This window comes from Pantoea vagans (assembly GCF_004792415.1).
In the GTDB taxonomy this organism is placed as follows: domain Bacteria; phylum Pseudomonadota; class Gammaproteobacteria; order Enterobacterales; family Enterobacteriaceae; genus Pantoea; species Pantoea vagans.
The window spans coordinates 2,490,529-2,517,339 of sequence record NZ_CP038853.1; the positions used below are offsets into that span (position 1 = coordinate 2,490,529).

26 protein-coding genes are annotated in these 26,811 nt (G+C 55.4%); 4 read left to right on the forward strand and 22 right to left on the reverse strand.

Features of this window, described 5'->3' with window-relative positions:
• Positions 1-79: 79 nt before the first annotated feature.
• From EGO56_RS11640 to hinT, 7 genes are all read right to left on the reverse strand, one after another.
• The gene (locus EGO56_RS11640) at positions 80-1,384 is read right to left on the reverse strand and encodes an NAD(P)/FAD-dependent oxidoreductase (protein ID WP_135909235.1); all 1,305 of its coding nucleotides are present in this window, start codon (positions 1,382-1,384) and stop codon (positions 80-82) included.
• 212 nt (positions 1,385-1,596) lie between these two features.
• Positions 1,597-2,139, reverse strand: a complete 543-nt coding sequence (ycfP, locus tag EGO56_RS11645; RefSeq protein ID WP_013357470.1) for an alpha/beta hydrolase YcfP — start codon at positions 2,137-2,139, stop codon at positions 1,597-1,599.
• A gap of 40 nt (positions 2,140-2,179) precedes the next feature.
• Positions 2,180-3,220 (reverse strand): beta-N-acetylhexosaminidase, encoded by a 1,041-nt coding sequence (nagZ, locus tag EGO56_RS11650; protein ID WP_013357469.1) that lies wholly within the window; start codon positions 3,218-3,220, stop codon positions 2,180-2,182.
• A gap of 39 nt (positions 3,221-3,259) precedes the next feature.
• Positions 3,260-4,042 (reverse strand): thiamine kinase, encoded by a 783-nt coding sequence (gene thiK, locus EGO56_RS11655; RefSeq protein WP_135910572.1) that lies wholly within the window; start codon positions 4,040-4,042, stop codon positions 3,260-3,262.
• 16 nt (positions 4,043-4,058) lie between these two features.
• Complete coding sequence (lpoB, locus tag EGO56_RS11660) at positions 4,059-4,658, reverse strand: penicillin-binding protein activator LpoB (RefSeq protein WP_135909237.1); 600 nt, start codon at positions 4,656-4,658, stop codon at positions 4,059-4,061.
• 11 nt (positions 4,659-4,669) lie between these two features.
• Positions 4,670-5,038 carry a YcfL family putative periplasmic lipoprotein gene (locus tag EGO56_RS11665; RefSeq protein ID WP_033732268.1) on the reverse strand — a complete coding sequence of 123 codons (369 nt, stop codon included), beginning with the start codon at positions 5,036-5,038 and terminating at the stop codon, positions 4,670-4,672.
• A 20-nt stretch (positions 5,039-5,058) separates the two neighbouring features.
• Entirely contained in the window at positions 5,059-5,409 is a 351-nt protein-coding gene (hinT, locus tag EGO56_RS11670) for a purine nucleoside phosphoramidase (protein ID WP_013357465.1), read from the reverse strand.
• Between the two features lie 360 nt (positions 5,410-5,769).
• Here hinT and EGO56_RS11675 point away from each other — a divergent pair, with 360 nt between their 5' ends.
• Both EGO56_RS11675 and bglB read left to right on the forward strand, forming a co-directional pair.
• Positions 5,770-7,368, forward strand: coding sequence for an MFS transporter (locus tag EGO56_RS11675; RefSeq protein WP_135909239.1), 1,599 nt, complete (start codon positions 5,770-5,772; stop codon positions 7,366-7,368).
• A gap of 3 nt (positions 7,369-7,371) precedes the next feature.
• Positions 7,372-8,511 (forward strand): beta-galactosidase BglB, encoded by a 1,140-nt coding sequence (gene bglB, locus EGO56_RS11680; RefSeq protein ID WP_135909241.1) that lies wholly within the window; start codon positions 7,372-7,374, stop codon positions 8,509-8,511.
• A gap of 53 nt (positions 8,512-8,564) precedes the next feature.
• On the opposite strand, the gene ptsG is transcribed toward bglB, so the two are convergent.
• The 14 genes from ptsG to yceD all read right to left on the reverse strand — a co-directional run bounded on the left by ptsG (position 8,565) and on the right by yceD (position 20,773).
• Complete coding sequence (gene ptsG, locus EGO56_RS11685) at positions 8,565-10,001, reverse strand: PTS glucose transporter subunit IIBC (RefSeq protein WP_110331702.1); 1,437 nt, start codon at positions 9,999-10,001, stop codon at positions 8,565-8,567.
• Between the two features lie 289 nt (positions 10,002-10,290).
• Positions 10,291-11,082: a metal-dependent hydrolase gene (locus EGO56_RS11690; protein ID WP_135909243.1), complete on the reverse strand. Its 792-nt coding sequence runs from the start codon at positions 11,080-11,082 to the stop codon at positions 10,291-10,293.
• An 18-nt stretch (positions 11,083-11,100) separates the two neighbouring features.
• Positions 11,101-12,090: a DNA polymerase III subunit delta' gene (holB, locus tag EGO56_RS11695; protein WP_135909245.1), complete on the reverse strand. Its 990-nt coding sequence runs from the start codon at positions 12,088-12,090 to the stop codon at positions 11,101-11,103.
• Positions 12,090-12,722, reverse strand: coding sequence for a dTMP kinase (gene tmk, locus EGO56_RS11700; protein WP_135909247.1), 633 nt, complete (start codon positions 12,720-12,722; stop codon positions 12,090-12,092). Before tmk ends, holB begins: the two co-directional genes overlap by 1 nt.
• Positions 12,712-13,731, reverse strand: coding sequence for a cell division protein YceG (gene yceG, locus EGO56_RS11705; RefSeq protein WP_135909249.1), 1,020 nt, complete (start codon positions 13,729-13,731; stop codon positions 12,712-12,714). Before yceG ends, tmk begins: the two co-directional genes overlap by 11 nt.
• Complete coding sequence (pabC, locus tag EGO56_RS11710) at positions 13,728-14,543, reverse strand: aminodeoxychorismate lyase (RefSeq protein ID WP_135909251.1); 816 nt, start codon at positions 14,541-14,543, stop codon at positions 13,728-13,730. Before pabC ends, yceG begins: the two co-directional genes overlap by 4 nt.
• Positions 14,544-14,634: 91 nt before the next feature.
• The gene (fabF, locus tag EGO56_RS11715) at positions 14,635-15,876 is read right to left on the reverse strand and encodes a beta-ketoacyl-ACP synthase II (RefSeq protein ID WP_135909253.1); all 1,242 of its coding nucleotides are present in this window, start codon (positions 15,874-15,876) and stop codon (positions 14,635-14,637) included.
• An 85-nt stretch (positions 15,877-15,961) separates the two neighbouring features.
• Complete coding sequence (acpP, locus tag EGO56_RS11720; RefSeq protein ID WP_003849865.1) at positions 15,962-16,198, reverse strand: acyl carrier protein; 237 nt, start codon at positions 16,196-16,198, stop codon at positions 15,962-15,964.
• A 154-nt stretch (positions 16,199-16,352) separates the two neighbouring features.
• Positions 16,353-17,087, reverse strand: coding sequence for a 3-oxoacyl-ACP reductase FabG (gene fabG / locus EGO56_RS11725; protein ID WP_013357455.1), 735 nt, complete (start codon positions 17,085-17,087; stop codon positions 16,353-16,355).
• A 10-nt stretch (positions 17,088-17,097) separates the two neighbouring features.
• Positions 17,098-18,030: an ACP S-malonyltransferase gene (gene fabD / locus EGO56_RS11730; RefSeq protein WP_135909255.1), complete on the reverse strand. Its 933-nt coding sequence runs from the start codon at positions 18,028-18,030 to the stop codon at positions 17,098-17,100.
• A 16-nt stretch (positions 18,031-18,046) separates the two neighbouring features.
• Entirely contained in the window at positions 18,047-19,000 is a 954-nt protein-coding gene (locus EGO56_RS11735) for a beta-ketoacyl-ACP synthase III (RefSeq protein ID WP_031376570.1), read from the reverse strand.
• On the reverse strand, positions 19,001-20,041 hold the full coding sequence (plsX, locus tag EGO56_RS11740) for a phosphate acyltransferase PlsX (RefSeq protein WP_013357452.1): 1,041 nt from the start codon (positions 20,039-20,041) through the stop codon (positions 19,001-19,003).
• A 25-nt stretch (positions 20,042-20,066) separates the two neighbouring features.
• Positions 20,067-20,237, reverse strand: a complete 171-nt coding sequence (gene rpmF, locus EGO56_RS11745; RefSeq protein WP_003849870.1) for a 50S ribosomal protein L32 — start codon at positions 20,235-20,237, stop codon at positions 20,067-20,069.
• Positions 20,238-20,251: 14 nt separating this feature from the next.
• On the reverse strand, positions 20,252-20,773 hold the full coding sequence (yceD, locus tag EGO56_RS11750; protein WP_008925931.1) for a 23S rRNA accumulation protein YceD: 522 nt from the start codon (positions 20,771-20,773) through the stop codon (positions 20,252-20,254).
• Between the two features lie 140 nt (positions 20,774-20,913).
• Here yceD and EGO56_RS11755 point away from each other — a divergent pair, with 140 nt between their 5' ends.
• Positions 20,914-21,501: a Maf family protein gene (locus tag EGO56_RS11755; RefSeq protein WP_135909257.1), complete on the forward strand. Its 588-nt coding sequence runs from the start codon at positions 20,914-20,916 to the stop codon at positions 21,499-21,501.
• 13 nt (positions 21,502-21,514) lie between these two features.
• On the opposite strand, the gene rluC is transcribed toward EGO56_RS11755, so the two are convergent.
• Complete coding sequence (rluC, locus tag EGO56_RS11760) at positions 21,515-22,471, reverse strand: 23S rRNA pseudouridine(955/2504/2580) synthase RluC (protein ID WP_033732248.1); 957 nt, start codon at positions 22,469-22,471, stop codon at positions 21,515-21,517.
• Between the two features lie 573 nt (positions 22,472-23,044).
• On the opposite strand from rluC, the gene rne reads away from it, so the two are divergent.
• Positions 23,045-26,491, forward strand: coding sequence for a ribonuclease E (rne, locus tag EGO56_RS11770; RefSeq protein WP_135909259.1), 3,447 nt, complete (start codon positions 23,045-23,047; stop codon positions 26,489-26,491).
• Positions 26,492-26,811 lie beyond the last annotated feature (320 nt).

Sequence of the window (26,811 nt, forward strand, 5' to 3'; positions counted from 1 at the left end):
CTGTGGAAGTTGTCGAAGACATAAAAAAGCCTCCTCAGAATTGAGGAGGCTATGCCTTTACCAGATGAAATGCGGTTACTTAGTGCAGCTTAAGCCGCGGGCGGATAACCCGGTTGATGCTGCCGACCAGCATCATCAGGCCGGTTTTGAAATAGCCATGCAGTGCGATCTGGTGCATACGATAAAGAGAGATGTAAACAAAGCGCGCAATGCGCCCTTCCACCATCATCGAACCGCGCATCAGGTTACCCATCAGGCTGCCGACCGTACTGAAGCGGGAGAGCGACACCAGCGAGCCATGATCTTTATAGACATAGGCTTTCAGCGGTTTGCCCTGGCGCTGCGCCAGGATATTGTCCATTGCGCGTGAGGCCATCTGGTGCGCTGACTGGGCACGAGGCGGCACAAAGCCGCCGCCCGGCAATGCGCAGGAGGCGCAGTCGCCAATAGCGTAGATGTCATCATCCAGCGTAGTCTGCAGCGTCTCTTTCACCACCAGCTGATTGATGCGGTTGGTTTCCAGTCCGCCAATCTCTTTCAGGAAGTCCGGCGCTTTGATGCCCGCCGCCCAGACCATCAGATCGGCTTCAATAAACTCACCGCCTTTGGTATTCAGGCCATTCTGCTCAGCGCTGGTAACCATGGTCTGCGTCAGAACGCGCACGCCCAGTTTGGTCAGCTCCTGATGCGCCGCAGCTGAGATGCGCGGTGGCAGTGCAGGCAGAATACGTTCGCCCGCTTCGACCAGCGTTACGTTCAGCGCTTCGCGTCCCAGTCCTTTGAAACCGTAACTGTGCAGCTGTTTGACCGCATTGTGCAGCTCCGCTGACAGCTCAACGCCCGTTGCGCCGCCGCCCACGATGGCGATGTTAACTTTCTCGACCTTGCCTTCGCTGGCAGAGAATTTCAGGAACAGGTTGAGCATTTCGTTGTGGAAACGGCGTGCCTGATGCGGGTTGTCCAGGAAGATGCAGTGATCTTTGACGCCCGGCGTGCCGAAATCATTTGAGGTACTGCCCAGCGCCATCACCAGCTGGTCGTATGCCACTTCACGCTGTGGCACCAGCACTTCGCCCTGTGCGTTCAGCACTTCGGCCAGACGGATCACTTTGCGGCTGCGATCGATGTCGGTAAGCGAACCCAGCTGGAACTCGAAACCGTGATTGCGGGCATGAGCAAGATAGCTCAGCGCATCAATGCCTTCATCCATCGAACCGGTAGCAACCTCGTGCAGCAACGGCTTCCACAGATGGCTGTGGTTACGATCTACCAGGATAATCTCGGCCTTCTTTTTACGACCCAGTTTATGACCCAACTGCGTCGCCATTTCCAGGCCGCCCGCTCCCCCTCCGACAATAACAATTCTCTTAACAGACGTAGTCAACAAAGACCCCCTCAAATTGTGAACCAAAAGTTAACCAAAGGTTAAATTAAACCTTAAGAAACATAGGGTTGGCGAAGTTAAAATCGCTATCTGCTCGCAGAATAGCATGGCGGGAAGAGGAGAACATAAGAATATTGATATACATCAAAGCGGGGAAATAAAACTCAGATAATTACGTAATGAAAACAGGCACCTTGCGGTGCCCGCCCTGCTTAACCTAATGTTTTGAAAGCTTTTATCCGCTGAAGATGTGGGGATATGTTTTTGAATTTATGCCCTTCTGTCTCGTCCCAGACTATTTCATAGAAGGGATGCAGCTGCCCGGCGGTGCGCTGGCTGTCCAGCGCCTCATCCTGACGGGAGAGAAAGGTCAGACAGCGGTCACGATTGCGTTCGCGAAAATCGCTGACGCATTTGGTGGCGATGTCCTGATACTCTTCTGGCCGGTCAATCTTCCCTTCCATGTTCTCCTGCGGAAAAAGGTTGGGATTGAAGATTGCCTGCCGGATACCACACAGAAAACCGATGCGCTCTGACCAGAAGCCGCCCAGCCCGACGCCGCAAATCAGCGGACGATCGTCGTCGGACAGCGTCAGCATTTTATCGGTCTCTTTCAGCAGAAACTGCATGTCATGTTTAGGATGGAGGGTGCTGTAACTGAGCAACCTGACATCAGGATCGATAAATTGCAGTTGCAGCACCTTTTCGTGATTGCCCGGACTACTGGAATCAAAACCGTGCAGATAGATGATCATGATAATCCTCAGGTTAGTGATAGCGCCGGGCAGTCACTGCTTACCACGACGCTTTGTGAGCCAGCCAGCGTTCCTGAAGTGCACTCAGTTGCTGGGCATTGTTTTTCCAGCGATGCGTTGCCTGCAGCTCATCGCGGGTGAACCTGCCCTGATGATACAGCTGCGTAACCCGCTCTGACCCGACCGGGATCAGGTTATCCAGCACGCTAATGGCACCCTGACGCTGATTGCAGACCAGAATCATGTCACAACCGGCAGAAAGGGATTGCTGCGCGCGCTCAGGATAGCTGCCCATCACGGCGGCGCCCTCCATTGAGAGATCGTCGGAGAAAATCACACCGTCGAAGCCCAGCTGCTCACGCAGCACGGTTTTGAGCCAGTAGGGCGAACCACTGGCTGGCAGCGGATCAACGTCGGTGTAGATGACATGTGCAGGCATAATCGCATCCAGTGCCTGCTCGGTAATCAGCTTGCTGAAAATCGCCATGTCGTGCTCACGCAGCGTCTTTTCATCGCGCGGATCGCGTGGCGTCTCTTTATGCGAATCAGCGCTGACCGCGCCATGTCCCGGGAAGTGTTTGCCGGTCGTTTTCATGCCTGCCTCATGCATCCCCGCAATAAAGCGGCGGGCAACAGCAAGCGCGATGGCCGGATCGGCATGGAAAGAACGATCGCCAATCGCAGCACTGATATGACCAATGTCGAGCACCGGCGCGAAGCTGATATCGATATCCATGGCAATCATCTCGGCCGCCATCTGCCAGCCCGCCTGCTGCGCCATTTCACCGGCGGTTTCTGCATCGTGAAGGGCCGCAAAAGATTGCATGGCGGGTAGTTGGGTAAAGCCGTCACGGAAACGCTGCACGCGGCCGCCCTCCTGATCCACCGCAATCACCAGCCGGGCGTGAGAGGCCGCGCGGATCTGCCGCACCAGCTCTGCCAGCTGGGCCGGGTCGTGATAGTTTCGGGCAAATAAAATTAATCCGCCTACCAGCGGATGCTTAAGGATCTCGCGCTCTTCGCCATCCAGTTCATAGCCCTCAACGTCGAGCATCAGCGGGCCGGGTAAATGTGATCTCATAACCTGAATCCTGTAGCGTTACGCACCTGCATAACGCGATTAAATCTGTTCCCAGCTCTGTCGGGCCAGCTGGTGTAATGTGTCGTCGTCACCCTGACCGGCACGCAGCTGGTACCAGCTGGCCATCAGCAGACGCAGCCACGGCTGCCAGCGTCTGACCTGCTGCACCAGCACCGGAAGCGGCAGCTGCATCGCTGCGGCGTACTCTGCCAGCCAGTCGGTCTGATGCTGCGGATCGCTGGCACAGACGGCCGCCAGCTCCAGCGCCACATCGCCATCAGCGGCATATTCCCAGTCGATCAGACGCAGGCCCTCCGGGCCCTGTATGATATTTCCGGCATGCAGATCCATGTGCAGCGGTGCCAGCCTTAATGGCTGAGGTTCACCCTGCTGCGTCAGATGTCTGAGCGCCCGCAGCCAGCGGTGATGCCGCTGTGGCGCGAGCTGCCAGTAGCGCCATAACAGCGGCAACAACTGCAGGCGATAGCCGGTTAACGGCTGCTGATGCAGCTGCCGCAGCAGTGCCACAATTTGCGGACGCTGCTGGCTGAAGCGTTGTTCATCCAGCGCGTCGCCTGCGCACCAGGTCAGCACAATGCCCTGACGATGACCAGCAACGGGCTGCGGTGCCAGTCCGCTGGCTCGCATTTTTCGTAACAACCGGAATTCGCGCTGCCGATCCACAAACGGAATAGCTGGCTGTGGCGCCGCCCGTGCAATGAAGGTACCGCGCGAGCTGACAATCTTCTGGCTGTGTCCGGTCAGACCGGCCAGCGGGATAGTTGATACCTTTCCTGGCTCGCCGGCCGCCTGCTGAATTATCCGCTGAAAGACGGGATTAATTCTGTGCAATGCCGTTGCCGGACCAGATGATCTCGCCGGTCTGAACCAGCATCAGCTGCATCTGCAGAGTTGGCGCTTTAACATCGCCGCGTGCATTACTGTAAAGCACATACTGGGCATTAACGTTGCGTGCCAGACCAATCGCTTTGCTGCGCGAGTTCAGGCTGTCATCCGGCGATAATCCCAGCGTCTGCTTGGCCTGCGCCAGCTGATCGGCAGAAACCAGCGTGAATTTGCCGTTGTTGTTAAGCGCATTCTGAATAGCTGCTGTTGCTTTCTCGCTTTGCAGCGCGCCATTGGTGCTGTTTTTGATGCGGTCGACCAGCAACACGCTACCCGGCTCGGCGCTGGCGGCCTGCAACATCTGCGCCACCAGCGGCTGTACGCTGGCATCCCAGTTGATCGTGACCAGCTTCGGTGGCTGTGGCACTGGTTGAGGCTGCGGTTGCGGCACCGGCTCAGGTTGCGGAACAGGCTGCACCGGCTCGGCTGGCTGGGTCGGTTCAACCGTGGCGGGCTGCTGCTGTTTCACTACACAACCGGTCAGAATGAGCGCCATCAGGAGCGCTCCGGTACGATTAACACTGCGTATCACGTAGAAAATCCTTAAAGATAGAGATAAAGACGAACCTTGCTGGCAGTCAGGTTACCCAGCTGCGAGGTGGCGACAATACTGCCCTGCGCCGGAACGGTAACGGTCTGCGCCGGTTCCTGCGGGGTGATTTCCAGACCTTTGTCGTCATACCAGTAATAACGATAGTGCACAACGACCGGTGTTTCGCGCTGATTATAGAGCACGCTGGTGGCACGTTTCAGTCCATCGTTCTCATCCAGCGTCGGTTCATCGGTAATGATCCCTGCTGACAGCACAGAAGACTCCATCACCAGCGACTGTGAGGTATTGATCATCGGTTTTTCACTGCTGCAGGCCGTCAGGCAGAGCAGGATCGGCAGGCCAGTCAGCCAGGATCGCATAGCTTTTTTCCGTTATCAGGTCAGTCTGAGAGCATCGGGCCCAGCGGTTCGCCGCCCAGCAGATGCATATGGATGTGATAGACCTCCTGACCACCATGTTGATTGCAATTCACAATCAGCCGATAACCATTCTGATCGATCCCTTCCTGACGGGCGATTTTCGCTGCGGTGGTAAACATACGTCCCAGCGCATGCTCATGGGCCGCTTCCGCCTCGTTGACCGTTGGGATCAGCACATTTGGCACGATTAAAATATGGGTCGGTGCTTTAGGCGAAATGTCGCGGAAAGCCGTAACCAGTTCATCCTGATAAACCACATCAGCGGGGATTTCGCGGCGGATAATTTTACTAAAAATGGTTTCTTCAGCCATGGTGCAATTCCTTGAGCCTGAGTCGTAATCAATCAGTATGCGGGAGAAATTTGTTTTCTTTCAACCTCAGTACCACTTTTCTTGCATTGTTCGCCTGCCTTTGCAGCAGCTCCTCTCCTCTGTCACCTGAACAGCATTCCTGATGCTCGCAAGCTGCCTGCCATACCAGTAAAATGAAACGCTGTTTTATAAATTAGAATTTCGCCACCCTTTTCTTTATATGGCTGCCACTTCAGCCCAGGCGTTAGCCAAATTGCGAAGGTTTAGCCGCCCGGTCAGCTCTACTTTGCTAACCAGTCCGGGTGAGAAGTCCGGCGTCACCAGGGATATACCGCCATATAACATCAAGGAGCATTAGCCATGCGCTCACGTAAAATTGGTCTTGGCCACTATCTGGCCTATGGTTCCGGAGATTTTCTCGGAGCAGGCACCACGGCGCTCACAGCCGCCTGGTTGCTCTATTTTTATACCACCTTCTGTGGATTAACCCCGATTCAGGCCACCTTAATCTTTGCTACCGCTCGCGTGCTGGATGCCGTGGTCAGCCCGCTCATGGGCTTTATTACCGACAACTTTGGCTCAACCTGGCTGGGCAAACGCTTTGGCCGCCGCAAATTCTTTATCCTGTTAGGCATACCCTGTGTATTCAGTTATAGCCTGATGTGGGTCAGCGACATGAGCTTCTGGTGGTATCTCTGCACTTACCTGCTGTTTGATATCGTCTACACCATGATCCTGGTGCCTTATGAAACGCTGGTCCCGGAAATGACTGACGATTTCAAACAGAAAACCCGGTTCTCCGGCGCGCGTATTGGTCTGGCGCAGCTCTCAGCCATTCTGGCCGCATTTTTACCCGGCATTTTACTGGGTATGCTGGGCAAAGATAATCCCGACTCCTTTTTCTACGCCAGCCTGGTGTTCTCGGTAATCTGCGCACTGGTGCTGACGCTGGTGTGGTGCTTTACCTGGGAACGTCACCCGGATGATTTCTCTGCCGAGTCGCGGCGTGCTGAGCAGGAAAAACAGCAGCTAACGCTGATGCAGAATCTTAAACGGCTCTATGTTGAGCTGGCCTCAACTTTACGTATTCGCATCTTCCGCCAGCACCTTGGCATGTACCTCGGCGGCTATATCGCCCAGGATGTGTTTAATGCCGTCTTTACCTGGTATGTGGTGTTTGTGCTGATGCAGAGTGCTCAGGTTGCCTCCAGCCTGATGGGCACCATGGCAGTACTGCAGTTTATTGCTGTGATGGCGATGATCCCGCTCTGTATCCGCATGGGGCCTGCACCTGCCTACCGTCTGGTGGCCATCCTGTTTGGCCTGGCGTCGCTCTCCTATGCCGGATTGTGGTATGCCGGCATGAACGACAATATGTCGCTGCTGTTAGTGATCTCTGCTCTGGCTGGTCTGGGACGTGGCGGCATTAACTATGTGCCATGGAACACCTACACCTATATCGCGGATGTCGATGAGGCTATCACCGGTCAGCGCCGTGAAGGCATTTTTGCCGGCATTATGACCCTGACGCGTAAAGCGTCGCAGGCGGGTGCCGTCATGCTGGTCGGTATCGTGCTGCAACTCTCTGGTTTTATCTCTGGTCAGGCAACCCAGGTACCCGGCGTCAGCCACACTATCCTGGCGATCCTGAGTATCGGTACAGTGGCCGTTCTGGCCTGCGGCTTTATCGTGTCACTGCGCTTTAAACTTAATCTGCAGACCCATACTGTCCTGCGCCAGGAAACGCTGAAAATGCGTGAAGCGGACCGCATCGTGCCGGAAAGCATCACCCCGGAAGCACGCGGGATAGTTGAAACACTGGCTGGCATGCCTTACGAAAATCTGTGGGGCAACAACAACATTGGCTTCCTTAACCGGAATAAGCCAGCGCCGGAAAAATTGTCCGCGCACCCCTCTTTACACCCTTCTATAAACTCGACCTTAAAACGACAGGAATAAACCATGACTGTATTTCCCGTTAAACACAGCAAATTATTGTGCCAACCTGAGCATCTGCTGCCACGCAGCGAACTGGTACAGCTGATTCAAAAGCTGACACAAAATCTGGTTAACATCACCGATGAGACAGGCGAATTTTTATTGCGGCTGGACGATGGCCGGGTGATTGATACCAAAGGCTGGGCGGGTTGGGAATGGACACATGGCATCGGTCTGTATGGCATGTTGCACTACTATCAGCAAACCGGCGACCAACAGACGCTGGCGATCATTGATGAATGGTTCACTGAGCGTCTGGCGGAAGGAACGCCGACCAAAAATGTGAATACCGTTTGTCCTTTTCTGACGCTGGCTTACCGTTATGAAGAGACCGGTAACCCGGCCTGGGTGCCGGTGCTTGAGCGCTGGGCTGAGTGGGTCATGTATGAGATGCCGCGCACCGAACAGGGCGGCCTGCAGCACATCGTCTATAACAATGAAAATACCCAGCAGCTCTGGGACGATACGCTGATGATGAGCGTCATGGCGCTGGCCAAAATCGGCCAGTTGCTGAAACGCGATGAGTGGGTGGAAGAAGCGAGCTATCAGTTTCTGCTGCACACCCAGTATCTGATGGATCGTGAAACCGGCTTATGGTTCCACGGCTGGAATTTCGACGGTCGCCATAACTTTGCTGATGCACGCTGGGCGCGTGGCAACAGCTGGGTGACGATTGTGATTCCTGACTTCCTGGAGATGATGAACTGGCCTGAGCATCACGCTACCCGCCGCTTCCTGCAGCAGGTTCTGGAGTCCCAGGTCAAAGCGCTTAAGGCCTGTCAGCACAGCAGCGGCTTATGGCACACTCTGCTTGATGACCCGAACAGCTACCCGGAAGCCTCTGCCACAGCAGGATTTGCCTATGGTATTCTGAAAGGAGTTCGCAAGCGCTATCTCCCCGCGGAGTATCTGGAGGTAGCAGAAAAAGCGCTGCGCGGCGTGATTGCGAATATCGATGACGATGGAGAGCTGAAACAGGTTTCCTTTGGAACCGCGATGGGCAGTGACCTGGACTACTACCGCACTGTTCCTCTCACCTCAATGCCCTACGGTCAGGCGATGGCCCTGCTCTGCCTGACTGAGTACTTGCGCGTTTACCTGTAACACGCGCCCAAAAAAAGCCCCGCTTAGCGGGGCTTTTTCATTTCTCTTAATCATTACATGCTGCGGATGTAATCATCCATATCGGTTTTCAGGTTATCGGATTTAGTCCCGAAAATTGCCTGCACACCGGAACCGGCAACCACCACGCCACGGGCGCCGAGGTTTTTCAGTTCAGTCTGATCCACTTTAGCCACATCAGCGACGCTGACGCGTAAACGGGTGATACAGGCATCCAGGTTAGTGATGTTCTCTTTACCACCAAACGCCGCCACCAGTTTGCCCGCCATCTCTGTACCGGTCGCGGTAGATTGCTCGCTGCTGCTGCTCTCTTCACGGCCAGGCGTTTTCAGATCCAGTTTGGCGATCAGCACGCGGAACACGGTGTAGTAAATCAGGCCGTAGATGATACCGATAATCGGGAACAGCCAGATTTTGCTGCTGTTGCCGCTCAGCACGATAAAGTCGATAAGACCGTGTGAGAAGCTGGTGCCATCACGCATACCGAGCAGGATACAGATTGGGAATGCCAGACCTGCCAGCAGCGCATGGATCACATACAGGATCGGCGCGACGAACATGAACGAGAATTCAATCGGTTCGGTGATACCGGTCAGGAATGCGGTCAGCGCAGCGGAGATCATAATACCGCCCACTTTAGCGCGATTTTCAGGCTTCGCTGAATGCCAGATAGCAATCGCTGCCGCTGGCAGACCGTACATTTTGAACAGGAAGCCGCCAGAGAGTTTACCTGCGGTCGGGTCACCCGCCATATAGCGTGGGATATCACCGTGGAACACCTGACCTGCCGCATTGGTGTATTCACCAATCTGCATCTGGAAAGGAACGTTCCAGATGTGATGCAGACCAAACGGCACCAGTGCGCGTTCGATTACGCCATAAATACCAAAGGCGACAACCGGGTTCTGATAGGCCGCCCACTGCGAGAATTCCTGAATCGCGGAACCAATCGGTGGCCAGATAAAGGAGAGCAGCACGCCGAGAATGATAGCGGCCAGACCGGAAATAATCGGCACAAAACGTTTACCGGCAAAGAAGCCCAGATATTCCGGCAGTTTAATGCGATAGAAGCGGTTGAACATATAGGCGGCGATGGAACCCGCGATAATACCGCCCAGTACCCCGGTGTCGGCGAGGTGTTTAGCCTCGATCTCTGCCGCAGGCATATGCAGCACCAGCGGCGCAACCACCGCCATGGTTTTCACCATGATGCCATAGGCAACAACCGCTGCCAGCGCCGAAACGCCATCGTTATTGGTAAAGCCCAGCGCCACACCGATAGCAAAAATCAGCGGCATGTTGGCGAACACCGATCCACCCGCTTCCGCCATTACATGCGAAACCACTGCAGGTAACCAGCTGAAATTGGCTGAACCGACCCCTAACAAAATACCGGCAATCGGCAGAACCGATACCGGCAGCATCAGCGATTTACCGACCTTTTGAAGGTTGGCAAAAGCATTTTTGAACATAGCGTGAAGCTCCTGAGTATGAGTGCATATTTGCGCAGTGCGCGTGGCAAAGAGGGAGGATTCTTTGCCGGGCTGGCGGTGACCGCCTTTTGATTTATTACGAAGGGTAAAATAAATCCCCTTTTGTTACTTTGATGGCTATCACGTTTCGACAATCACAGGGGCGCACTTTACGAAATTTCTCACTGACGCGCATCGTTAATTGACGATAAAAAGCTGACCCTGTCTGAAAAAACAGGGTCATACAGGCAGGTTACAGATTAATTACAGAGGCTGAAATAAAAGCCGGTCAGGCACTGAGCTGGCTCATCGGGATATGGAACAGCGTGGAGAAGTTTTGTGTGGTGGCGGCGGCCAGCGTTTCCACATCGACACCTTTCAGTACCGCCAGGTAATCGGCAACATCGCGCGTATAAGCAGGCTGATTCTCTTTGCCACGATACGGCACCGGCGCCAGATAAGGTGAATCCGTTTCGACCAGCATCCGGTCCAGCGGCACATAACGCGCTGCTTCGCGTAGCTGTTCTGCATTGCGGAACGTGACGATACCGGAAAAGGAGATATAAAAGCCCATATCGAGCAGCTTAGCGGCGGTGGGCTGATCCTCAGTGAAACAGTGCAGCACGCCGCCACAGCGTTCTACCTGCTCTTCACGCAGAATCGCCAGCGTATCTTCGCGCGCATCACGGGTGTGAACGATGATCGGCTTATTCAGCGCGATCCCGGTGCGGATATGTTCCCGGAACGAGCGCTGCTGCTGATCTTTGGTCTCAGGCTGATAGTGATAATCCAGCCCGGTTTCGCCGAGTGCTACCACCTGAGGATCGGCAGAGAGCCGGCGAAACTCCTCAACGTCATAGGCCTCTTCCTGATTCAGCGGATGCACGCCGCAGGAGAGTGCAATATTTTTTCGATCGCCGACCAGACTCTTCAGGGTATGGAAACCCGGCAGCGTTGTGGCGATGGCCAGCATAAATTTCACATCACGCGCCGCCGCTTTAGCGATCACATCATCAAGGTCACGATGGTTCTTTTCATAATCCAGGCCATCAAGATGGCAATGGGAATCCACAATAAACATAATTACTCTCAGATAAGTTTAGCCGACCAGTGCAGGCTTCTGTTTGTCCGCCCAGCTCAGAAGCTGATCGGTCAGCAATAATTCGCGATTCACTGACGCCACATGCAGTAACTGCTCGCGACAGCGCATCCATGCCAGGGTACTGCTGTTAAGTGCGCTGGCTGAAAAGTATCCGGCCAGCAACTGCACCACATCCTGGCGGTCTATATTACTCAGCCACTGACCTGCATTTTGCTGCCATTTCATCGCATCCAGCAGTAAAGAGAGCAGCCAGCCGATACGTGCTGCCGCATCGTCAGCACTCAGCGCAGGCAGCAGTTGCAGGATGTCCTGCTGCAATGCCGCAGGCAGCGCATCGCAAAGCTTTTGTCGCGCCTGCCACGGCCCATTTTCCAGCAGGCTCAGCGCCGCGCCCGGCGCACCTGCGCTCAGGCGTAGCGCCGCCAGCAGCATCTGTTCATCGTGCGAGGACTGCTTCTTCAGCCAGAGCAGGCTTTGTCCTTCATCGGGCGGCGTCAGATGCAGCGTCATGCAGCGACTGCGCAGCGTGGCCAGCAGACGTGACGGATCGCGGCTGCTGAGGAAGAACCAGCTGTTGGCTGGCGGCTCTTCCAGTGTTTTCAGTAAGGCGTTAGCGGCCGCTTCCGAAAGCTGTGCAGCATCCGGCAGCCAGACCACTTTCGCGCCGCCCTGCTGGCCAAAGTGATACATTTTTTCTGTCACCTGCCGCACCGCATCGATGCCCAGGATACTTTTGCCCTTCTCCGCCTCTAACCGATACCAGTCAGGGTGAGTATTAGCCTGCATCAGCTGGCAACCGTGGCACGCTCCGCAACTTTTCAGCCCATCCGGCTGCTGGCACATCAGCCAGCGGCTCATCCCCCAGACCAGCGCGTCATCGCCCATGCCAGCCATCGCCTGGATCAACAGCGCATGATGCGCGCGATTTTCCTGATGCTGGCCAATCACCTGGCGATAAGGCTGATTCAGCCACGGATACCAGTTCATCACGCCTGCTCCGCGAGCCAGCTCTCCAGCGCCACCTGAAGTGACGCTGTCACCTCGGTCAGCGACTGAGTGGCATCGATAGTCAGGATAGTGGGATCTTCTGCAGCAAGGGCCAGATAGCGTGTACGGGTGCGTTCAAAGAAGCGCAGCGACTCCTGCTCAATACGATCCAGCTCACCGCGCGCACGGGCGCGCTGCAGACCGATCTCAGGTGTAACATCAAGATAGAGCGTCAAATCGGGACGGAAATCGCCTAAGACCGCATCGCGCAGCGTCTGCATCAGTCCGCTGTCAAGACCACGGCCGCCACCCTGATAAGCCTGTGAGGAGAGATCGTGACGATCGCCGATTACCCAGGCACCGCGAGCCAGCGCCGGTTTGATGACGGTTTCCACCAGCTGAACCCGCGCGGCATAGAGCATCAGCAGTTCGGCTTTATCCGTCACCTGCTCACCTTCAATACCCTGCTTAACCAAAACCCGAAGCTGTTCTGCCAGCGGCGTACCGCCAGGCTCACGGGTAAAGACCAGATCACTGATACCACGGGCATGCAGCGTAGCGACAATGGCGTCGCGCGCGGTGGTTTTTCCGGCGCCTTCCAGGCCTTCGATGACGATAAACTTACTGTTCATTTTTTTCCTTTAGCGTCTGCCGGTAGACCTGCACCGCCTTGTTATGGCTGGCGAGGTTGGTGGTAAACGTATGTCCGCCCTTGCCGTCTGCAACAAAGTAGAGATAGTTAGTTTTCTCGGGATGGGCCGCTGCCTGCAGTGAGGCTTTGCCCGGCATCGCAATCGGTCCAGGCGGCAGGCCATTAATAATATAGGTATTGTACGCGCTGGCCGTCTCAAGATCTTTGCGGGTCAGCGTACCGTTGTAGCTGTCACCCATGCCATAGATCACCGTGGGATCGGTCTGCAAGCGCATACCTGTGCGCAGGCGATTGATAAACACCGAGGCCACGCGCGCGCGCTCTTCGCTGACGCCGGTCTCTTTCTCGATGATCGAGGCCATGGTCACCAGATCCTGTGGCGTTCTGTAAGGCAGATTATCCGCCCGTCCCTGCCACACCTCATCAATGGTTTTCTTCATCCGATCATGCGCGCGCTGCAGCAGCGCCATATCAGTCGTGTTGGCGGTGTAGAGATACGTGTCCGGAAAGAAGTTGCCCTCCAGTTGTTCAGGCTCCACGTTGAGTGCGCTGGCAAGGGTGGCGAACTGATCATCTTTCAGAGTGTGGCGGATATAAGGCGCTTTACGCAGCTCGCTGAGCCACTCTTTCAGCCGCTGCCCTTCCACGAACCGCACCGGGAACTGCGCCTCTTTTCCGCTGGCCAGCAACTGTAACAGCGAGCGCACGGTCATGGTCGGCTCAAGACGATAGGTACCCGCCTTGAAGGTCGCCAGTTCCGGCTCCAGACGCAGCAGCGCACCAAACCAGATACTGTGCGGAATGATGTTTTTCTCTTCCAGCTGCGCCTGGAGTGCGACCCGGCCTGTACCGGCTGGCAATGTGTAGATGGTTTCCTGCTTAATGGTCAACGGGGTGGCCGCAAACTGCTTAACCTGCCAGTAACTCAGCACAGCCGCGAGACCCACAATCGCCAGCAGGCTGACGAGAATTTTTTTGCTTCGAATCATGATGCATCCATTATCTTTTTACAGCCTGCGTGCAACTGATTAAACAGCGAGCGCTCAGTAAACTGTACGGCTTCTATCTGTCGGACCGGCAGAACCGGCATCAGCGCGTTACATATCACCACTTCATCAGCGCCCAGCAGCTGCGCCGGTTCGCTTTTTATCACCTGACAAGCCTGACCTGCTGCTGCAAGTTGCGCCATCAGACTTCGCCGCATAATGCCGTCCACGCCTGACGCGGATACATCGGGCGTAAAAATTTGTCTGCCCTGCCGCCAGAATAAATTGGCCGCACAGCATTCCACCACCCAACCTTCAGTGTCAAGCACCAGCGCCTCGTCAGCGTCTGTCTGGTCAAGATGAGCCCGAATCATCACCTGCTCCAGGCGATTAAGGTGCTTGATACCCGCAAACTGTGGGTTGCGCGCCAGACGAACCGGACTCAGCCGGAGTGAAGCACCCCGCTGCTGTAACCCGGCGTAGTGTTGCGGCCAGGGCGCTAATGAGACGATGCGCGTGGGTTCACCACAGCCCAGGCGGCTATAACCCCGTCCGCCGCTGCCCGCACTGATAATGACTTTCAGCACTGCCTGCGCCTGCTCCTGCGCGGCCTGTCTCATCTCAGCCTCCAGTCGATCCCAGTCGACGCCGCCGATCCATAACCGCTCGCAGCCCGCTTTAAGGCGCTGCATATGGCTCTCCAGCAGCAGGATTTTACCCTGAAGGACGGCGGCGGTAGTAAAGCAGCCATCGCCGAACTGCATGCCACGGTCGCTGGCAGCCAGCGTCGAGTGTTTGACTCCGTTAATCCACATCGTTCTCTCCTGAGCGTGAGACGTGATTTCAGCGCATTCTGCAGGATAAAAAAAGGCCCGCATTGCGGGCCTTTTTAGCAATCTGCAACGATTACACTTTACGGAAGATCAACGAACCGTTGGTTCCGCCGAAACCGAAGGAGTTACACAGCGTGTACTCCAGTCCAGGAACCTGACGCGCGGTGTGCGGCACGAAGTCGAGATCGCAGCCCTCATCCGGATTGTCCAGGTTAATGGTCGGTGGAACGGCCTGGTCGCGCAGTGCCAGAATCGAGTAAATCGATTCAACAGCGCCTGCGGCACCCAGTAAGTGTCCGGTCATTGATTTGGTTGAGCTGACCATGACGCTGCTGGCTGCTGCCCCAAAGACCGATTTCACCGCCTGCGCTTCCGCTTTATCACCGGCTGGCGTGGAGGTGCCGTGTGCGTTGACATAGCCGATCTGCTCTGGCGAAAGCTGAGCATCACGCAGCGCATTGATCATGGCCGCCGCTGCACCCGAACCATCTTCTGGTGGTGAAGTCATGTGGTAGGCATCGCTGCTCATACCAAAACCTACGATTTCTGCGTAGATTTTCGCACCACGTTTCTTCGCATGTTCGTACTCTTCGAGCACCACAATGCCAGCGCCATCACCCAGCACAAAACCGTCACGATCTTTATCCCACGGGCGGCTGGCCGCTTGCGGGTTGTCGTTACGGGTTGAGAGGGCGCGTGCTGCACCAAAACCACCGACGCCTAATGGCGTGCTGGCTTTCTCTGTGCCACCCGCCAGCATCACGTCAGCATCGTTATAGGCGATGATACGTGCGGCATGACCGATGTTATGCACACCAGAGGTACAGGCTGTCGCGATAGAGATGCTTGGACCTTTCAGGCCATACATGATGCTGAGATGACCCGCCACCATGTTAACGATGGTTGAAGGCACAAAGAATGGGCTGATTTTACGCGGGCCGCCGTTGACCAGCGAGGTATGATTCTCTTCAATCAGACCTAAGCCACCGATGCCGGAGCCAATTGCTGCGCCCATACGGCTTGCATTTTCTTCGGTAATAACCAGACCACTGTCCTGCATGGCCTGCATACCGGCCACAATGCCGTACTGGATGAAGGCATCCATCTTGCGCTGATCTTTGCGCGAGATGTAGTCATCACAATTAAAATCTCTTACCAGACCTGCAAAACGGGTTGCATAAGCACTGGTATCAAAATGGTCGATCAGGGTAATGCCGCTCTGACCGGCAAGGAGAGCACTCCAGGTAGACTCTACGGTATTGCCGACAGGAGACAACATGCCAAGACCAGTCACAACTACACGACGCTTAGACACGTTCGTCCTCCAGGGAGGGGAAATAGGGAACTATGTGGGACAAACAAAAAAATCAGGCGGTCGAGCGACCGCCTGAAGATATTCATTAGCCTTTATGGCTATTGATGTAGTCGATCGCTGCCTGAACGGTAGTGATTTTCTCAGCTTCTTCGTCTGGAATCTCAGTATCAAACTCTTCTTCCAGAGCCATCACCAGCTCAACGGTATCAAGAGAATCGGCACCCAGGTCTTCTACGAAAGATGCAGAGTTGGTGACTTCTTCCTCTTTCACACCCAGCTGCTCACTGATGATTTTCTTAACGCGTTGTTCGATATCGCTCATACTATTTAATTTCCTATCAAAACTCGCTTACGCGATGGTTTTCGTAGTGTATAAAATGGTGAGAAAGATGCAACAAAATCCCGGCTGGTCGAACCACGATTTTGCGTTATTTTGCGGTTTTAACCGCAAATAAAGCAAATGATTTCGTGATTTATCAGACCATGTACATTCCGCCATTGACGTGCAGCGTTTCACCTGTGATGTAGGCTGCTTCGTCAGAGGCTAAAAATGCAACAGCATTGGCGATTTCCTGAGCATCGCCTAAGCGACCCGCAGGGACTTCCGCCAAAATACCGGAACGTTGATCTTCGTTCAGTGCCCGCGTCATGTCAGTCTCAATAAAGCCTGGAGCCACGACGTTGACGGTAATGCCACGTGACGCGATTTCGCGCGCCAGTGATTTGCTAAAGCCAATCAAACCCGCTTTTGCTGCTGCGTAGTTTGCCTGGCCCGCGTTACCCATGGTGCCAACAACGGAACCAATGGTGATGATACGGCCCACACGCTTTTTCATCATGGCACGCAGGACCGCCTTAGAAAGGCGGAATACCGATGTGAGGTTAGTATCCAGGATATCCTGCCACTCATCGTCCTTCATGCGCATGAGAAGATTATCACGCGTAATGCCTGCATTATTGACTAAAATATCCACTTCGCCAAATTCAGCGCGAATATTCTCTAAAACGCTGTTAATTGAATCAGCGTCAGTCACGTTCAGTAACAGGCCTTTACCCTTGTCGCCAAGGTAAGCACTGATGGCGTCGGCGCCACTCTGGCTGGTTGCAGTTCCTACCACTTTAGCACCACGTGCCGCCAGGGTTTCTGCAATCGCACGACCAATGCCGCGACTCGCGCCGGTAACCAGCGCAACTTTACCTTCAAAGCTCATGATTTTCCTCTTATTCCTTACCGAGTGCAGCTGCCAGGGATGCCGTATCGTTCACGGCAGCCGCTGTCAGGGTATCGACAATACGTTTGGTCAGACCGGTCAGGACTTTACCTGGACCCATCTCCAGCAGCTGTGTCACGCCCTGTGCCGCCATCGCTTCCACGCTCTCGGTCCAGCGAACCGGGCTGTAGAGCTGACGAACCAGCGCATGACGGATAGCCGCAGCGTCAGTTTCCGCTTTCACATCGACGTTATTGATCACCGGCACCGCTGGTGCAGTAAACGTAATGCTCTCCAGCGCAACCGCCAGTTTATCGGCAGCAGGCTTCATCAGTGCACAGTGAGAAGGCACGCTGACCGGCAGTGGCAGGGCACGCTTAGCGCCCGCAGCTTTACAGGCAGCGCCTGCACGCTCAACGGCTTCTTTGTTACCCGCAATAACCACCTGGCCTGGCGAGTTGAAGTTAACTGGTGAAACAACCTGGCCCTGCGCGCTCTCTTCACAGGCTTTGCGAATAGCCGCGTCATCCAGGCCAATAATCGCCTGCATTGCGCCGGTGCCTTCTGGCACCGCTTCCTGCATCAGTTTGCCACGCAGTTCTACCAGCTTCACTGCGTCCGCAAAGTTAAGCACACCCGCACAAACCAGCGCCGAATATTCGCCCAGGCTGTGCCCTGCCATCAGGACAGGCTGTTCACCGCCCTGCTGCTGCCAGACGCGGTAGATGGCCACAGAGGCAGCTAACAGTGCAGGCTGAGTCTGCCAGGTTTTGTTCAGCTCTTCAGCCGGACCCTGACTCACTAACTGCCACAGGTCATAACCCAGCGCGTCAGAGGCTTCACGGAAGGTCTCTTCTACCAGCGGATAGGTTGCTGCTAATTCAGTCAGCATGCCCACGGTCTGTGAACCCTGACCTGGAAAAACAAATGCAAATTGCGTCATCTTCTGTTCCTGTCAATCAAAAGCGAACCAGCGCAGAACCCCAGGTGAATCCACCACCAAAGGCTTCCAGCAGAATAAGGTGTCCGGGTTTGATGCGGCCATCACGAACCGCTTCATCCAGTGCACTTGGCACCGATGCAGCAGAGGTATTGCCATGGCGATCCAGTGTGACGACCACTTTGTCCATGGTCATACCAAGTTTTTTCGCGGTAGCGCTGATAATGCGCAGGTTCGCCTGATGCGGCACCAGCCAGTCCAGCATTTCACGATCGAGATTATTGGCCTGCAGCGTTTCATCAACGATGTGGGCCAGTTCGGTGACGGCGACCTTGAAGACTTCGTTACCTGCCATGGTGACATAGGCAGGCTGATCCTGATGGGCGCGATCCTGATAAGGCAGCGTCAGAAGCTGCGCATAGCGACCATCAGCATGAAGATGGGTAGAGATAATCCCCTGCTCTTCACTCTGGCCCAGCACGACCGCACCCGCGCCATCACCAAACAGGATGATGGTGCCGCGATCTTCCGGATCCAGCGCGCGCGCCAGGACATCAGCGCCGATAACCAGAGCATGCTTAACCGCGCCATTTTTGATGTATTGATCGGCTACGCTCAGTGCATAGGTGAAACCCGCACAGGCGGCAGCAAGGTCAAATGCCGCGCAATCTTTGATTTCCAGCATTTGCTGGATCATGCAGGCGGAGCTGGGGAAAGCATGGCTGGACGAGGTTGTGGCGACAATAATCAGCCCAACATCGTTCGCCTCAATGCCTGCCATTTCAAGCGCGCGTTGCGCCGCGCTGAATCCCATGGTGGCGACGGTTTCGTCAGGCGCAGCAATGCGACGCTCACGGATGCCGGTACGGGTAACAATCCACTCGTCCGACGTCTCCACCATTTTTTCCAGATCGGCATTGGTGCGAACCTGGCTGGGCAGATAACTGCCCGTACCGATAATTTTGGTATACATCTAGGCTTTGTCACTCCTGGCTAATACAGCATCAAGGCGCGCAGCAATTCGCTCGGGAATTTGCTGCCTCACCGCCTGCTCTGCCTGTTCTATCGCCACGGCGAAGGCGTGTTGATTTGCTGCGCCGTGACTCTTGATCACTGTTCCGCGCAATCCTAACAGACAAGCGCCATTGTACTGGTCAGGGTTGAGTTGCCCGAAGCGCTTCGCCAGACGTTTCTGGATTAAGCGTCCCAGCAACTGAAGCCACCATGACCGTTTTTTACCTTCCCCTGATGACTTCAGCAGAGAAAGAAACATTCTTACCACGCCTTCCATCGTCTTCAGCGTGACGTTTCCGACAAAACCGTCACAGACCATCACATCCGTTTTGCCGGTGAGCAGCTCGTTACCTTCGAGGTAACCAATATAGTTGATTTGCGGTGATTCTCGCAGCACTACTGCGGCATCGCGGATGGTTTCCAGCCCTTTGGTCTCTTCATGACCAATGTTGAGCAACGCGACACGGGGCCGTGGAATACCAAGCACATGCTCAGCCATCACCGACCCCATCACAGCAAACTGCACCAGCATCGCACTGTCTGAGCCCACATTCGCACCCAGATCCAGCACTACGGTTTTACCCTGTTGCTGATGCGGTAAAACGGACATCAGCGCCGGACGCTTAATTCCATCCAGCGGTTTTAATAAGAGTGTCGACAGCCCCATCAGCGCACCGGTATTGCCGGCGCTGATGCAGGCCTCTGCACGTCCCTCTTTCACCATCTCCAGTGCCACGCGCATTGAACTGCCGCGACTGTTACGGATGGCCTGAGCGGGCCGCGCATCACTTGCAATAACCGATTCGGCAGGGATCACCTGCAAACGCCCCGTCAGGGAGGAATCCGCTTTGGCAAGCAATGGCGTGAGAGTGTCGGGATGTCCGACCAGAAGAAGGAATAGTTCCGAATGAGAGGCCAGTGCCTGCAATGCTGCAGGCACTGTCACGCAGGGACCGAAGTCCCCGCCCATGGCATCAATCGCCAGGGTCAAACGTGTCAAGGTATCGCCTTGCTAAGCAAGAAACTTACTTAACGATAACCTTGCGACCGCGGTAGTAACCGTCCGCAGTGATGTGGTGACGCAGATGAGTTTCGCCAGAAACTTTATCTACTGACAGAGCAGCAGTGGTCAGCGCATCGTGTGAACGACGCATACCACGCTTAGAACGGGTGGGTTTATTCTGTTGTACGGCCATGGACCTTACTCCTATTACTTACGCTTTAAACTGGCTAATACGGCAAATGGATTTGGTTTCTCCGCCTCTGCAGGCAGTTTGCCAAAGACCATGTCCGCCTCGGACACTTCACAGTGTTCAGAATCGTGCACCGGAACGACCGGCAGCGCGAGAATCAGTTCATCCTCGACAACCGCCAGCAGATCGATCTCACCAAACTCGTTGACATCGACCGGCTCGTACGCTTCCGGTAATGCCTCGGCCTGCTCTTCAGAAGAGACAGGGCTGAAGCAATAACTCACTTTTACGTGATGGGGAAAGGTCTGGTTGCAGCGCTGACAACGTAACGTCACCTGTACTTCAGCAGTACCCGTCAGTACCGCCAGACGTTGGTTATCAACCGCAAACGACATGGCACAATCCACATCACTGTCCACACTAACGACCGACTCGGCCACACGCTCCACCTGAACAGATGTGTAGACACCCTGATAATCAAGGCGCTTCTGAGCGGTGCGGACAGGGTCCAGCGTTAGGGGTAATTTTACCTTTTGCATAGGGCGCGCATATTAACTTTGTAATGTCATAGAGTCAAAGAAAAAGGCCGTTAAACAGCATCTTTCAACCACTATTCGCATCCAGTGCGGCGCACAGTTTAAAATGACTGTCACCAATTCGCTATCACTATTGAAAAAAAATGACGCCATCGATTCTTTTAGCTTCAACCTCGCCCTTCCGGCAGGCATTACTGCGCAAGCTGGGCCTGCCTTTTATTACCGCTGCGCCTGAGGTGGATGAGTCACCGCAGCCCGGTGAAAATGCCGAAGCGCTGGTGATTCGTCTTGCCGTGGCGAAAGCGCAGGCGCTGGCTGGAACCTATCCCCGCCACTGGATAATCGGCTCAGATCAGGTCTGCGTGCTGGATGGCGCGATCGCCGGTAAACCTCACACGGCTGAGAATGCGCGGGCGCAACTGCGTGCCGCCAGCGGTAAGGCGATAACCTTTTATACCGGACTGGCGCTGTTTCATCCGGCCAGTGGCAGGCTGCTGCAGTGTTGCGAACCCTTCGTGGTGCATTTCCGCACCTTGACCGACGCTGAAATCGCCGGGTATGTGGAAAAGGAGCAGCCGCTGCAGTGTGCAGGCAGTTTTAAAAGTGAAGGTCTGGGAATTTGTCTGTTTGACCGGATGGAGGGGCGCGATCCTAATACGCTGGTCGGGCTGCCGCTGATTGCACTCAACGGGATGTTGCAGCAGGCCGGCATCAATCCTTTAACGGAGTGATGCCGGAGAGCGATTACGCCTTAAGCTGACGCAGTTTATTCAGGCACTGCTTCAGGCCCTCATCCAGTGGCGCTTCGACACGCATGACTTCGCCAGTGCCGGGATGGGTAAAGGTCAGTGCCGCCGCGTGCAGGAACAGGCGTTTCAGACCGGTTGATGCCAGCTGGCTGTCAAAGTCACGTTCGCCATAGCGATCGTCGAAGGCGATGGGATGACCAGCATGCAGCGTATGTACACGAATCTGGTGGGTGCGTCCGGTGACCGGACTGGCTTTCACCAGTGTGGCAAACTCAAACCGCTCTTCCACTTTAAAGCGGGTTTCAGAGGCTTTACCTTCGCTGCTGACGCGTACGACACGCTCACCGCTCTGGAGAATATTTTTCAGCAGAGGAGCCTGAACGACCTTCAGATGCGAGGGCCAGTTGCCGCGTACCAGGGCCAGATAATCTTTCTGCATCCCCTTTTCACGCAGTTGCTCGTGCAGGGAACGCAGCGCCGAGCGTTTTTTTGCGACCAGCAGAATGCCCGAGGTGTCACGATCCAGGCGATGCACCAGTTCCAGGAAGCGCGCTTCCGGGCGCAGCGCACGCAGCCCTTCAATCACCCCGAAACTGAGTCCGCTGCCGCCATGCACGGCCGTGCCAGAGGGCTTGTTCATCACCAGCAGCGACTCATCCTCAAAGAGGATAGCGTCCGCCAGCGAAGCGACCTTCGCCAGCTTAGGTGATACGGCGTCTTCATCGCGTTCCGCGACCCGGACCGGCGGAATGCGAACCTCATCCCCCTCCTCCAGTTTGTACTCTGGCTTGACGCGCTTTTTATTCACCCGCACCTCGCCCTTGCGTACGATGCGATAAATCATGCTCTTTGGCACACCCTTGAGCTGGGTGCGCAAAAAGTTATCAATACGTTGTCCGGCATTTTCAGCCGTGATGGCGACAAAATGTACGCCGGGATTCTCTGTTTTCATGGCGGCGATTCTAAATAGTGTCCCCTGATAGCGCCACCCCTTTTTCTGTGCTTAACTCTGGGGTTGATGTGATGGCAGGCCGCTTCTCTGCTGGCTTTTTCAGCAAACCGCTGCTTTGTCCGACACATTAGCAAGTTAAATGTAAAGAAACTTCACAAGCTGGCTAAAGTCGCCTTGCTATATGAAGGTTAGCAATGGAATAATGCCTGAGTTTCTTAACTGAAGCATTTCAGAGCAGAAACCGAGCGAAATTGTCATTTTGCCGGATTGAGCAGACACGCAGCAATGGCGTAAGACGTAATGCGAAATCAGGCACTTAGCGGGCTGCGGGTTGCGGCCTGGACAACAGTATGGGATGCACGGGTTTTCATTATTCTCTCAGGCATTTCCACTATCTGGTGCTGTTTTCCCTTATGAAAAACAGGCCACCGACGTTATTTGCGCCCCTCGCGCGGTCGACAGCCGTGAGGTTGACGACATTGCACTAAGTCACGGGGCCATCGGTTGATACTCGTCCAGGGTAACTATGCCCGCAGCTGTAATCACTCATGAAAGAATAACGAGTAAGTCACGATGAAAAGAATGTTAATAAACGCAACTCAGCAGGAGGAGTTGCGCGTTGCCCTGGTTGACGGTCAGCGTCTGTACGATCTGGATATCGAAAGTCCTGGACACGAACAGAAAAAAGCCAACATCTACAAAGGTAAAATCACTCGAATTGAACCCAGCCTTGAAGCTGCGTTTGTCGATTATGGCGCAGAGCGTCACGGTTTCCTCCCGTTAAAAGAAATTTCCCGCGAATATTTCCCCTCCAGCTACAACGCACATGGTCGTCCGAATATTAAAGACGTGCTGCGTGAAGGCCAGGAAGTCATTGTTCAGATCGATAAAGAAGAACGCGGCAACAAAGGCGCTGCGCTGACAACCTTTATCTCTCTGGCGGGCAGCTACCTGGTACTGATGCCGAATAACCCACGTGCAGGCGGTATCTCTCGCCGCATCGAAGGTGACGATCGTACCGAACTGAAAGAAGCCCTGTCAGCGCTGGATCTGCCGGAAGGCATGGGCCTGATTGTGCGCACTGCCGGCGTTGGCAAATCTGCCGAGTCGCTGCAGTGGGACTTAAGCTTCCGTCTCAAGCACTGGGAAGCGATTAAGAAAGCCGCTGAAAACCGCCCTGCTCCGTTCCTGATCCATCAGGAAAGTAACGTGATTGTGCGCGCCTTCCGCGACTATCTGCGTCAGGACATCGGTGAAATCCTTATCGATAACCCGAAAGTGCTGGAACTCGCGCGTCAGCATATCGCGGCGCTGGGTCGTCCGGACTTCAGCAGCAAAATTAAGCTCTACACCGGTGAAATCCCGCTGTTCAGCCACTATCAGATCGAATCGCAAATCGAATCCGCCTTCCAGCGTGAAGTCCGCCTGCCTTCCGGTGGTTCGATTGTGATCGACAGTACCGAAGCGCTGACCGCTATCGATATCAACTCAGCTCGCGCCACGCGTGGCGGTGACATCGAAGAGACGGCCTTCAACACCAACCTTGAAGCGGCCGATGAGATTGCCCGTCAGCTGCGCCTGCGTGACCTGGGCGGCCTGATCGTTATCGATTACATCGATATGACGCCGGTACGCCATCAGCGCGCCGTTGAGAACCGTCTGCGTGAAGCTGTCCGTCAGGACCGCGCCCGCATTCAGATCAGCCACATTTCACGTTTCGGCCTGCTGGAGATGTCCCGTCAGCGTCTGAGCCCGTCATTAGGTGAATCCAGTCATCACGTCTGCCCACGCTGTAGTGGCACCGGCACCATCCGTGATAACGAGTCACTGGCGCTGTCCATTCTGCGTCTGATTGAAGAAGAAGCGCTGAAAGACAATACCAAAGAAGTTCACGCCATTGTTCCGGTTCAGGTTGCTTCTTACCTGCTGAATGAAAAACGTGAAGCGGTTAACGCGATCGAAAAACGCCAGGGTGGCGTGCGGGCAATCATCGTTCCTGATGACAAGATGCAGACCCCGCACTACTCCGTGCTGCGCGTGCGCAAAGGCGAAGAGACACAGACCCTGAGCTACCATCTGCCGAAGCTGCATGAAGCCGAAATGGCGATGCCGTCAGAAGAGGAACATGCTGAGCGCCGTCGTCCTGAGCAGCCTGCTCTGGCCGCCTTTGTGATGCCTGATGCGCCTCCTGCGCCGGTAGAAGTTGAGCCTGAAGTGAAACGCACTGAAGCTCAGCCAGCAGCAAAATCAGCCCCGGCTGTTGCTGCACCAGCGACCGTCAGCACCGGTTTCTTCGGACGTCTGTTTGGTGGCCTGAAAAAAATGTTCGCTGGCGAAGAAGCGCCTGCTGCTGCACCAGTGGCCACTGAGGTTGCTGAACCGCAGAAAGCGACCGAAGAGCAGGAAAGCAACAGTGGCCGTGGCGAGCGCCGCAGCAACAATAACAACCGTCGTAACAACAATCGCCGTGAACGTACGCCGCGTAACGGTGACAATGCACAGTCCCGTGAAGGCCGTGAACCACGCGAAAGTCGCGAGCCGCGTGAAAGCCGTGAACCGCGCGAAAGTCGTGAGCCACGTGAAAGCCGCGAGCCGCGCGATGGCAACGACAACCGTCGCAACAAGCGTCAGTCTCAGACGGGTGAAGTGCGCGAAGAGCGTCCGGCACTGAGCGAAGAAGCGCGTCAGCAGCGTGATGAGCAGCAGCAACAGCGCCGTGAGCAGCGTGCTGAGCGTCAGCGTCATCGTCAGGAAGAGAAACGTGCCGGTGAAGAAGCGGCCAAAGCGGCTGAGCAGCCAGCCGTCGTTGCTGAAGCCCTGGACGTCACTGAGGCGCAGGATGATGAACGCGTTCAGGTTATGCCGCGTCGTAAGCCGCGTCAGCTGAAACAGAAGGTGCGTGTGGATGATAACCGTCCGCCTATGCCAGCCGAAGCCAGCGACATCGCCCAGCCTGCTGAAGTGCGTCAGTCACAGCCAGCTGACGTTGCTCAGACACAGCCTGATTTCCAGGCTTCGCAGAGTGACGAGCAGGATGACAACGACAGCCGTGATAACGCCAATATGCCGCGTCGTTCACGTCGTTCGCCACGTCATCTGCGCGTCAGCGGACAGCGTCGTCGTCGTTACCGTGATGAGCGTTATCCGACGCAGTCAGCTATGCCTCTGGCCGCTGCCGCTGCTTCACCTGAAATGGCATCCGGCAAAGTCTGGATTCGCTATCCGGTGAGCCAGGCCAGCGAAGAGCAGGTTCAGAATGTAACGCATGAGACGCCAGCTTATAACAGTGAAGAGACCGCAGACGCGACCCCAGCGCTGCCGGTTGCTGCCGCCGTTGAATCGGTTGCTCAGGACGCACCAGTGCAACAGGCCGAGCCGCAGGCAGAAACGCCGGTGGCGATCGTCAACACTGACGATACCCGTGCTATCGACGCCCCGGTTGACGAGCAGCCTTCTGTTGTTCCGGCTGCTGATGAAGCTAAAGCGGAAGCTGTAGCGGCTGAAGCCGCGCCTGCTGAGCCCGTCGCTGAAACGCCCGTGTCACAGCCTGCTGAACCGGTCACCGATACAGCGGTGGTAACGCCAGCTGCTGAGGTTTCACAGCCTGCCGACGTTGCACAGCCTGCCGACGTTGCTGAGCAGTCAGCTACTGATGTCAGCGAAGCGATTGCAGCAGAGGTGGAAGAAGTGCTGAACGCGCCGGTTGCTGCTAACGCTGAAATCGCGCCAGTCAGTGAACCTCATGCGCCGGTTGCCGCGCGTGATGTCGCGCCTGAAGCACCCGTTGAGGCGACTGAACCTGCTACATCAGCGCCGGCTGCTAAAGCGGTGCCGAATGACGGTACGCGCTGGAAGCACTATGCCTCTGCGCCGATGACCAAAGCGCCTGCGCCGGTCTGGCAGTCAGAACCGGCTCCGCACAGTGACTGGGTCCGTGCGCCGTATGAGTTCGACGGCCGCGGCTCTGCGGGTGGTCATAGCGCCACCCATCAGGCCACTGCCCCGGCGACAAAGCCGTAACGCATAAGCTGTTGTGAACTGAACCCCGGCCTGAAAGCCGGGGTTTTTTTATGGCATCAATTCAGTCCACAGGCAGAAAAAGAATTACTACCACCTCGCTTACGTCGTCAGTTATCAGTAAAGACGGCGTCAGTCATTTTGGCCGTAACAAAGTGCGGGGAAGCATCAGGCATGCATGGCTGCGGGGTAGTGTGAAATGAGGAAGCAGGAAAGCTATACAGGCAGACTTTATGACAAATCGCCCTGCCACCAGCTGAATCACAGGCAAAAAAATCCCACTCTCCTTTAGCAGGAGAGTGGGAAAAAGTAAGCGCATCCGG

What these genes read in the sequence shown, in the direction of transcription:
- ycfP (WP_013357470.1), bottom strand. Translation starts at nt 2,139, where the DNA reads ATGATCATCTATCTGCACGGTTTTGATTCCAGTAGTCCGGGCAATCAC.
- nagZ (WP_013357469.1), bottom strand. Translation starts at nt 3,220, where the DNA reads ATGAGATCACATTTACCCGGCCCGCTGATGCTCGACGTTGAGGGCTAT.
- EGO56_RS11665 (WP_033732268.1), bottom strand. Translation starts at nt 5,038, where the DNA reads ATGCGATCCTGGCTGACTGGCCTGCCGATCCTGCTCTGCCTGACGGCC.
- hinT (WP_013357465.1), bottom strand. Translation starts at nt 5,409, where the DNA reads ATGGCTGAAGAAACCATTTTTAGTAAAATTATCCGCCGCGAAATCCCC.
- EGO56_RS11675 (WP_135909239.1), top strand. Translation starts at nt 5,770, where the DNA reads ATGCGCTCACGTAAAATTGGTCTTGGCCACTATCTGGCCTATGGTTCC.
- bglB (WP_135909241.1), top strand. Translation starts at nt 7,372, where the DNA reads ATGACTGTATTTCCCGTTAAACACAGCAAATTATTGTGCCAACCTGAG.
- ptsG (WP_110331702.1), bottom strand. Translation starts at nt 10,001, where the DNA reads ATGTTCAAAAATGCTTTTGCCAACCTTCAAAAGGTCGGTAAATCGCTG.
- EGO56_RS11690 (WP_135909243.1), bottom strand. Translation starts at nt 11,082, where the DNA reads ATGTTTATTGTGGATTCCCATTGCCATCTTGATGGCCTGGATTATGAA.
- holB (WP_135909245.1), bottom strand. Translation starts at nt 12,090, where the DNA reads ATGAACTGGTATCCGTGGCTGAATCAGCCTTATCGCCAGGTGATTGGC.
- tmk (WP_135909247.1), bottom strand. Translation starts at nt 12,722, where the DNA reads ATGAACAGTAAGTTTATCGTCATCGAAGGCCTGGAAGGCGCCGGAAAA.
- yceG (WP_135909249.1), bottom strand. Translation starts at nt 13,731, where the DNA reads ATGATTCGAAGCAAAAAAATTCTCGTCAGCCTGCTGGCGATTGTGGGT.
- pabC (WP_135909251.1), bottom strand. Translation starts at nt 14,543, where the DNA reads ATGTGGATTAACGGAGTCAAACACTCGACGCTGGCTGCCAGCGACCGT.
- acpP (WP_003849865.1), bottom strand. Translation starts at nt 16,198, where the DNA reads ATGAGCGATATCGAACAACGCGTTAAGAAAATCATCAGTGAGCAGCTG.
- fabG (WP_013357455.1), bottom strand. Translation starts at nt 17,087, where the DNA reads ATGAGCTTTGAAGGTAAAGTTGCGCTGGTTACCGGCGCGAGTCGCGGC.
- fabD (WP_135909255.1), bottom strand. Translation starts at nt 18,030, where the DNA reads ATGACGCAATTTGCATTTGTTTTTCCAGGTCAGGGTTCACAGACCGTG.
- EGO56_RS11735 (WP_031376570.1), bottom strand. Translation starts at nt 19,000, where the DNA reads ATGTATACCAAAATTATCGGTACGGGCAGTTATCTGCCCAGCCAGGTT.
- rpmF (WP_003849870.1), bottom strand. Translation starts at nt 20,237, where the DNA reads ATGGCCGTACAACAGAATAAACCCACCCGTTCTAAGCGTGGTATGCGT.
- yceD (WP_008925931.1), bottom strand. Translation starts at nt 20,773, where the DNA reads ATGCAAAAGGTAAAATTACCCCTAACGCTGGACCCTGTCCGCACCGCT.
- EGO56_RS11755 (WP_135909257.1), top strand. Translation starts at nt 20,914, where the DNA reads ATGACGCCATCGATTCTTTTAGCTTCAACCTCGCCCTTCCGGCAGGCA.
- rluC (WP_033732248.1), bottom strand. Translation starts at nt 22,471, where the DNA reads ATGAAAACAGAGAATCCCGGCGTACATTTTGTCGCCATCACGGCTGAA.
- rne (WP_135909259.1), top strand. Translation starts at nt 23,045, where the DNA reads ATGAAAAGAATGTTAATAAACGCAACTCAGCAGGAGGAGTTGCGCGTT.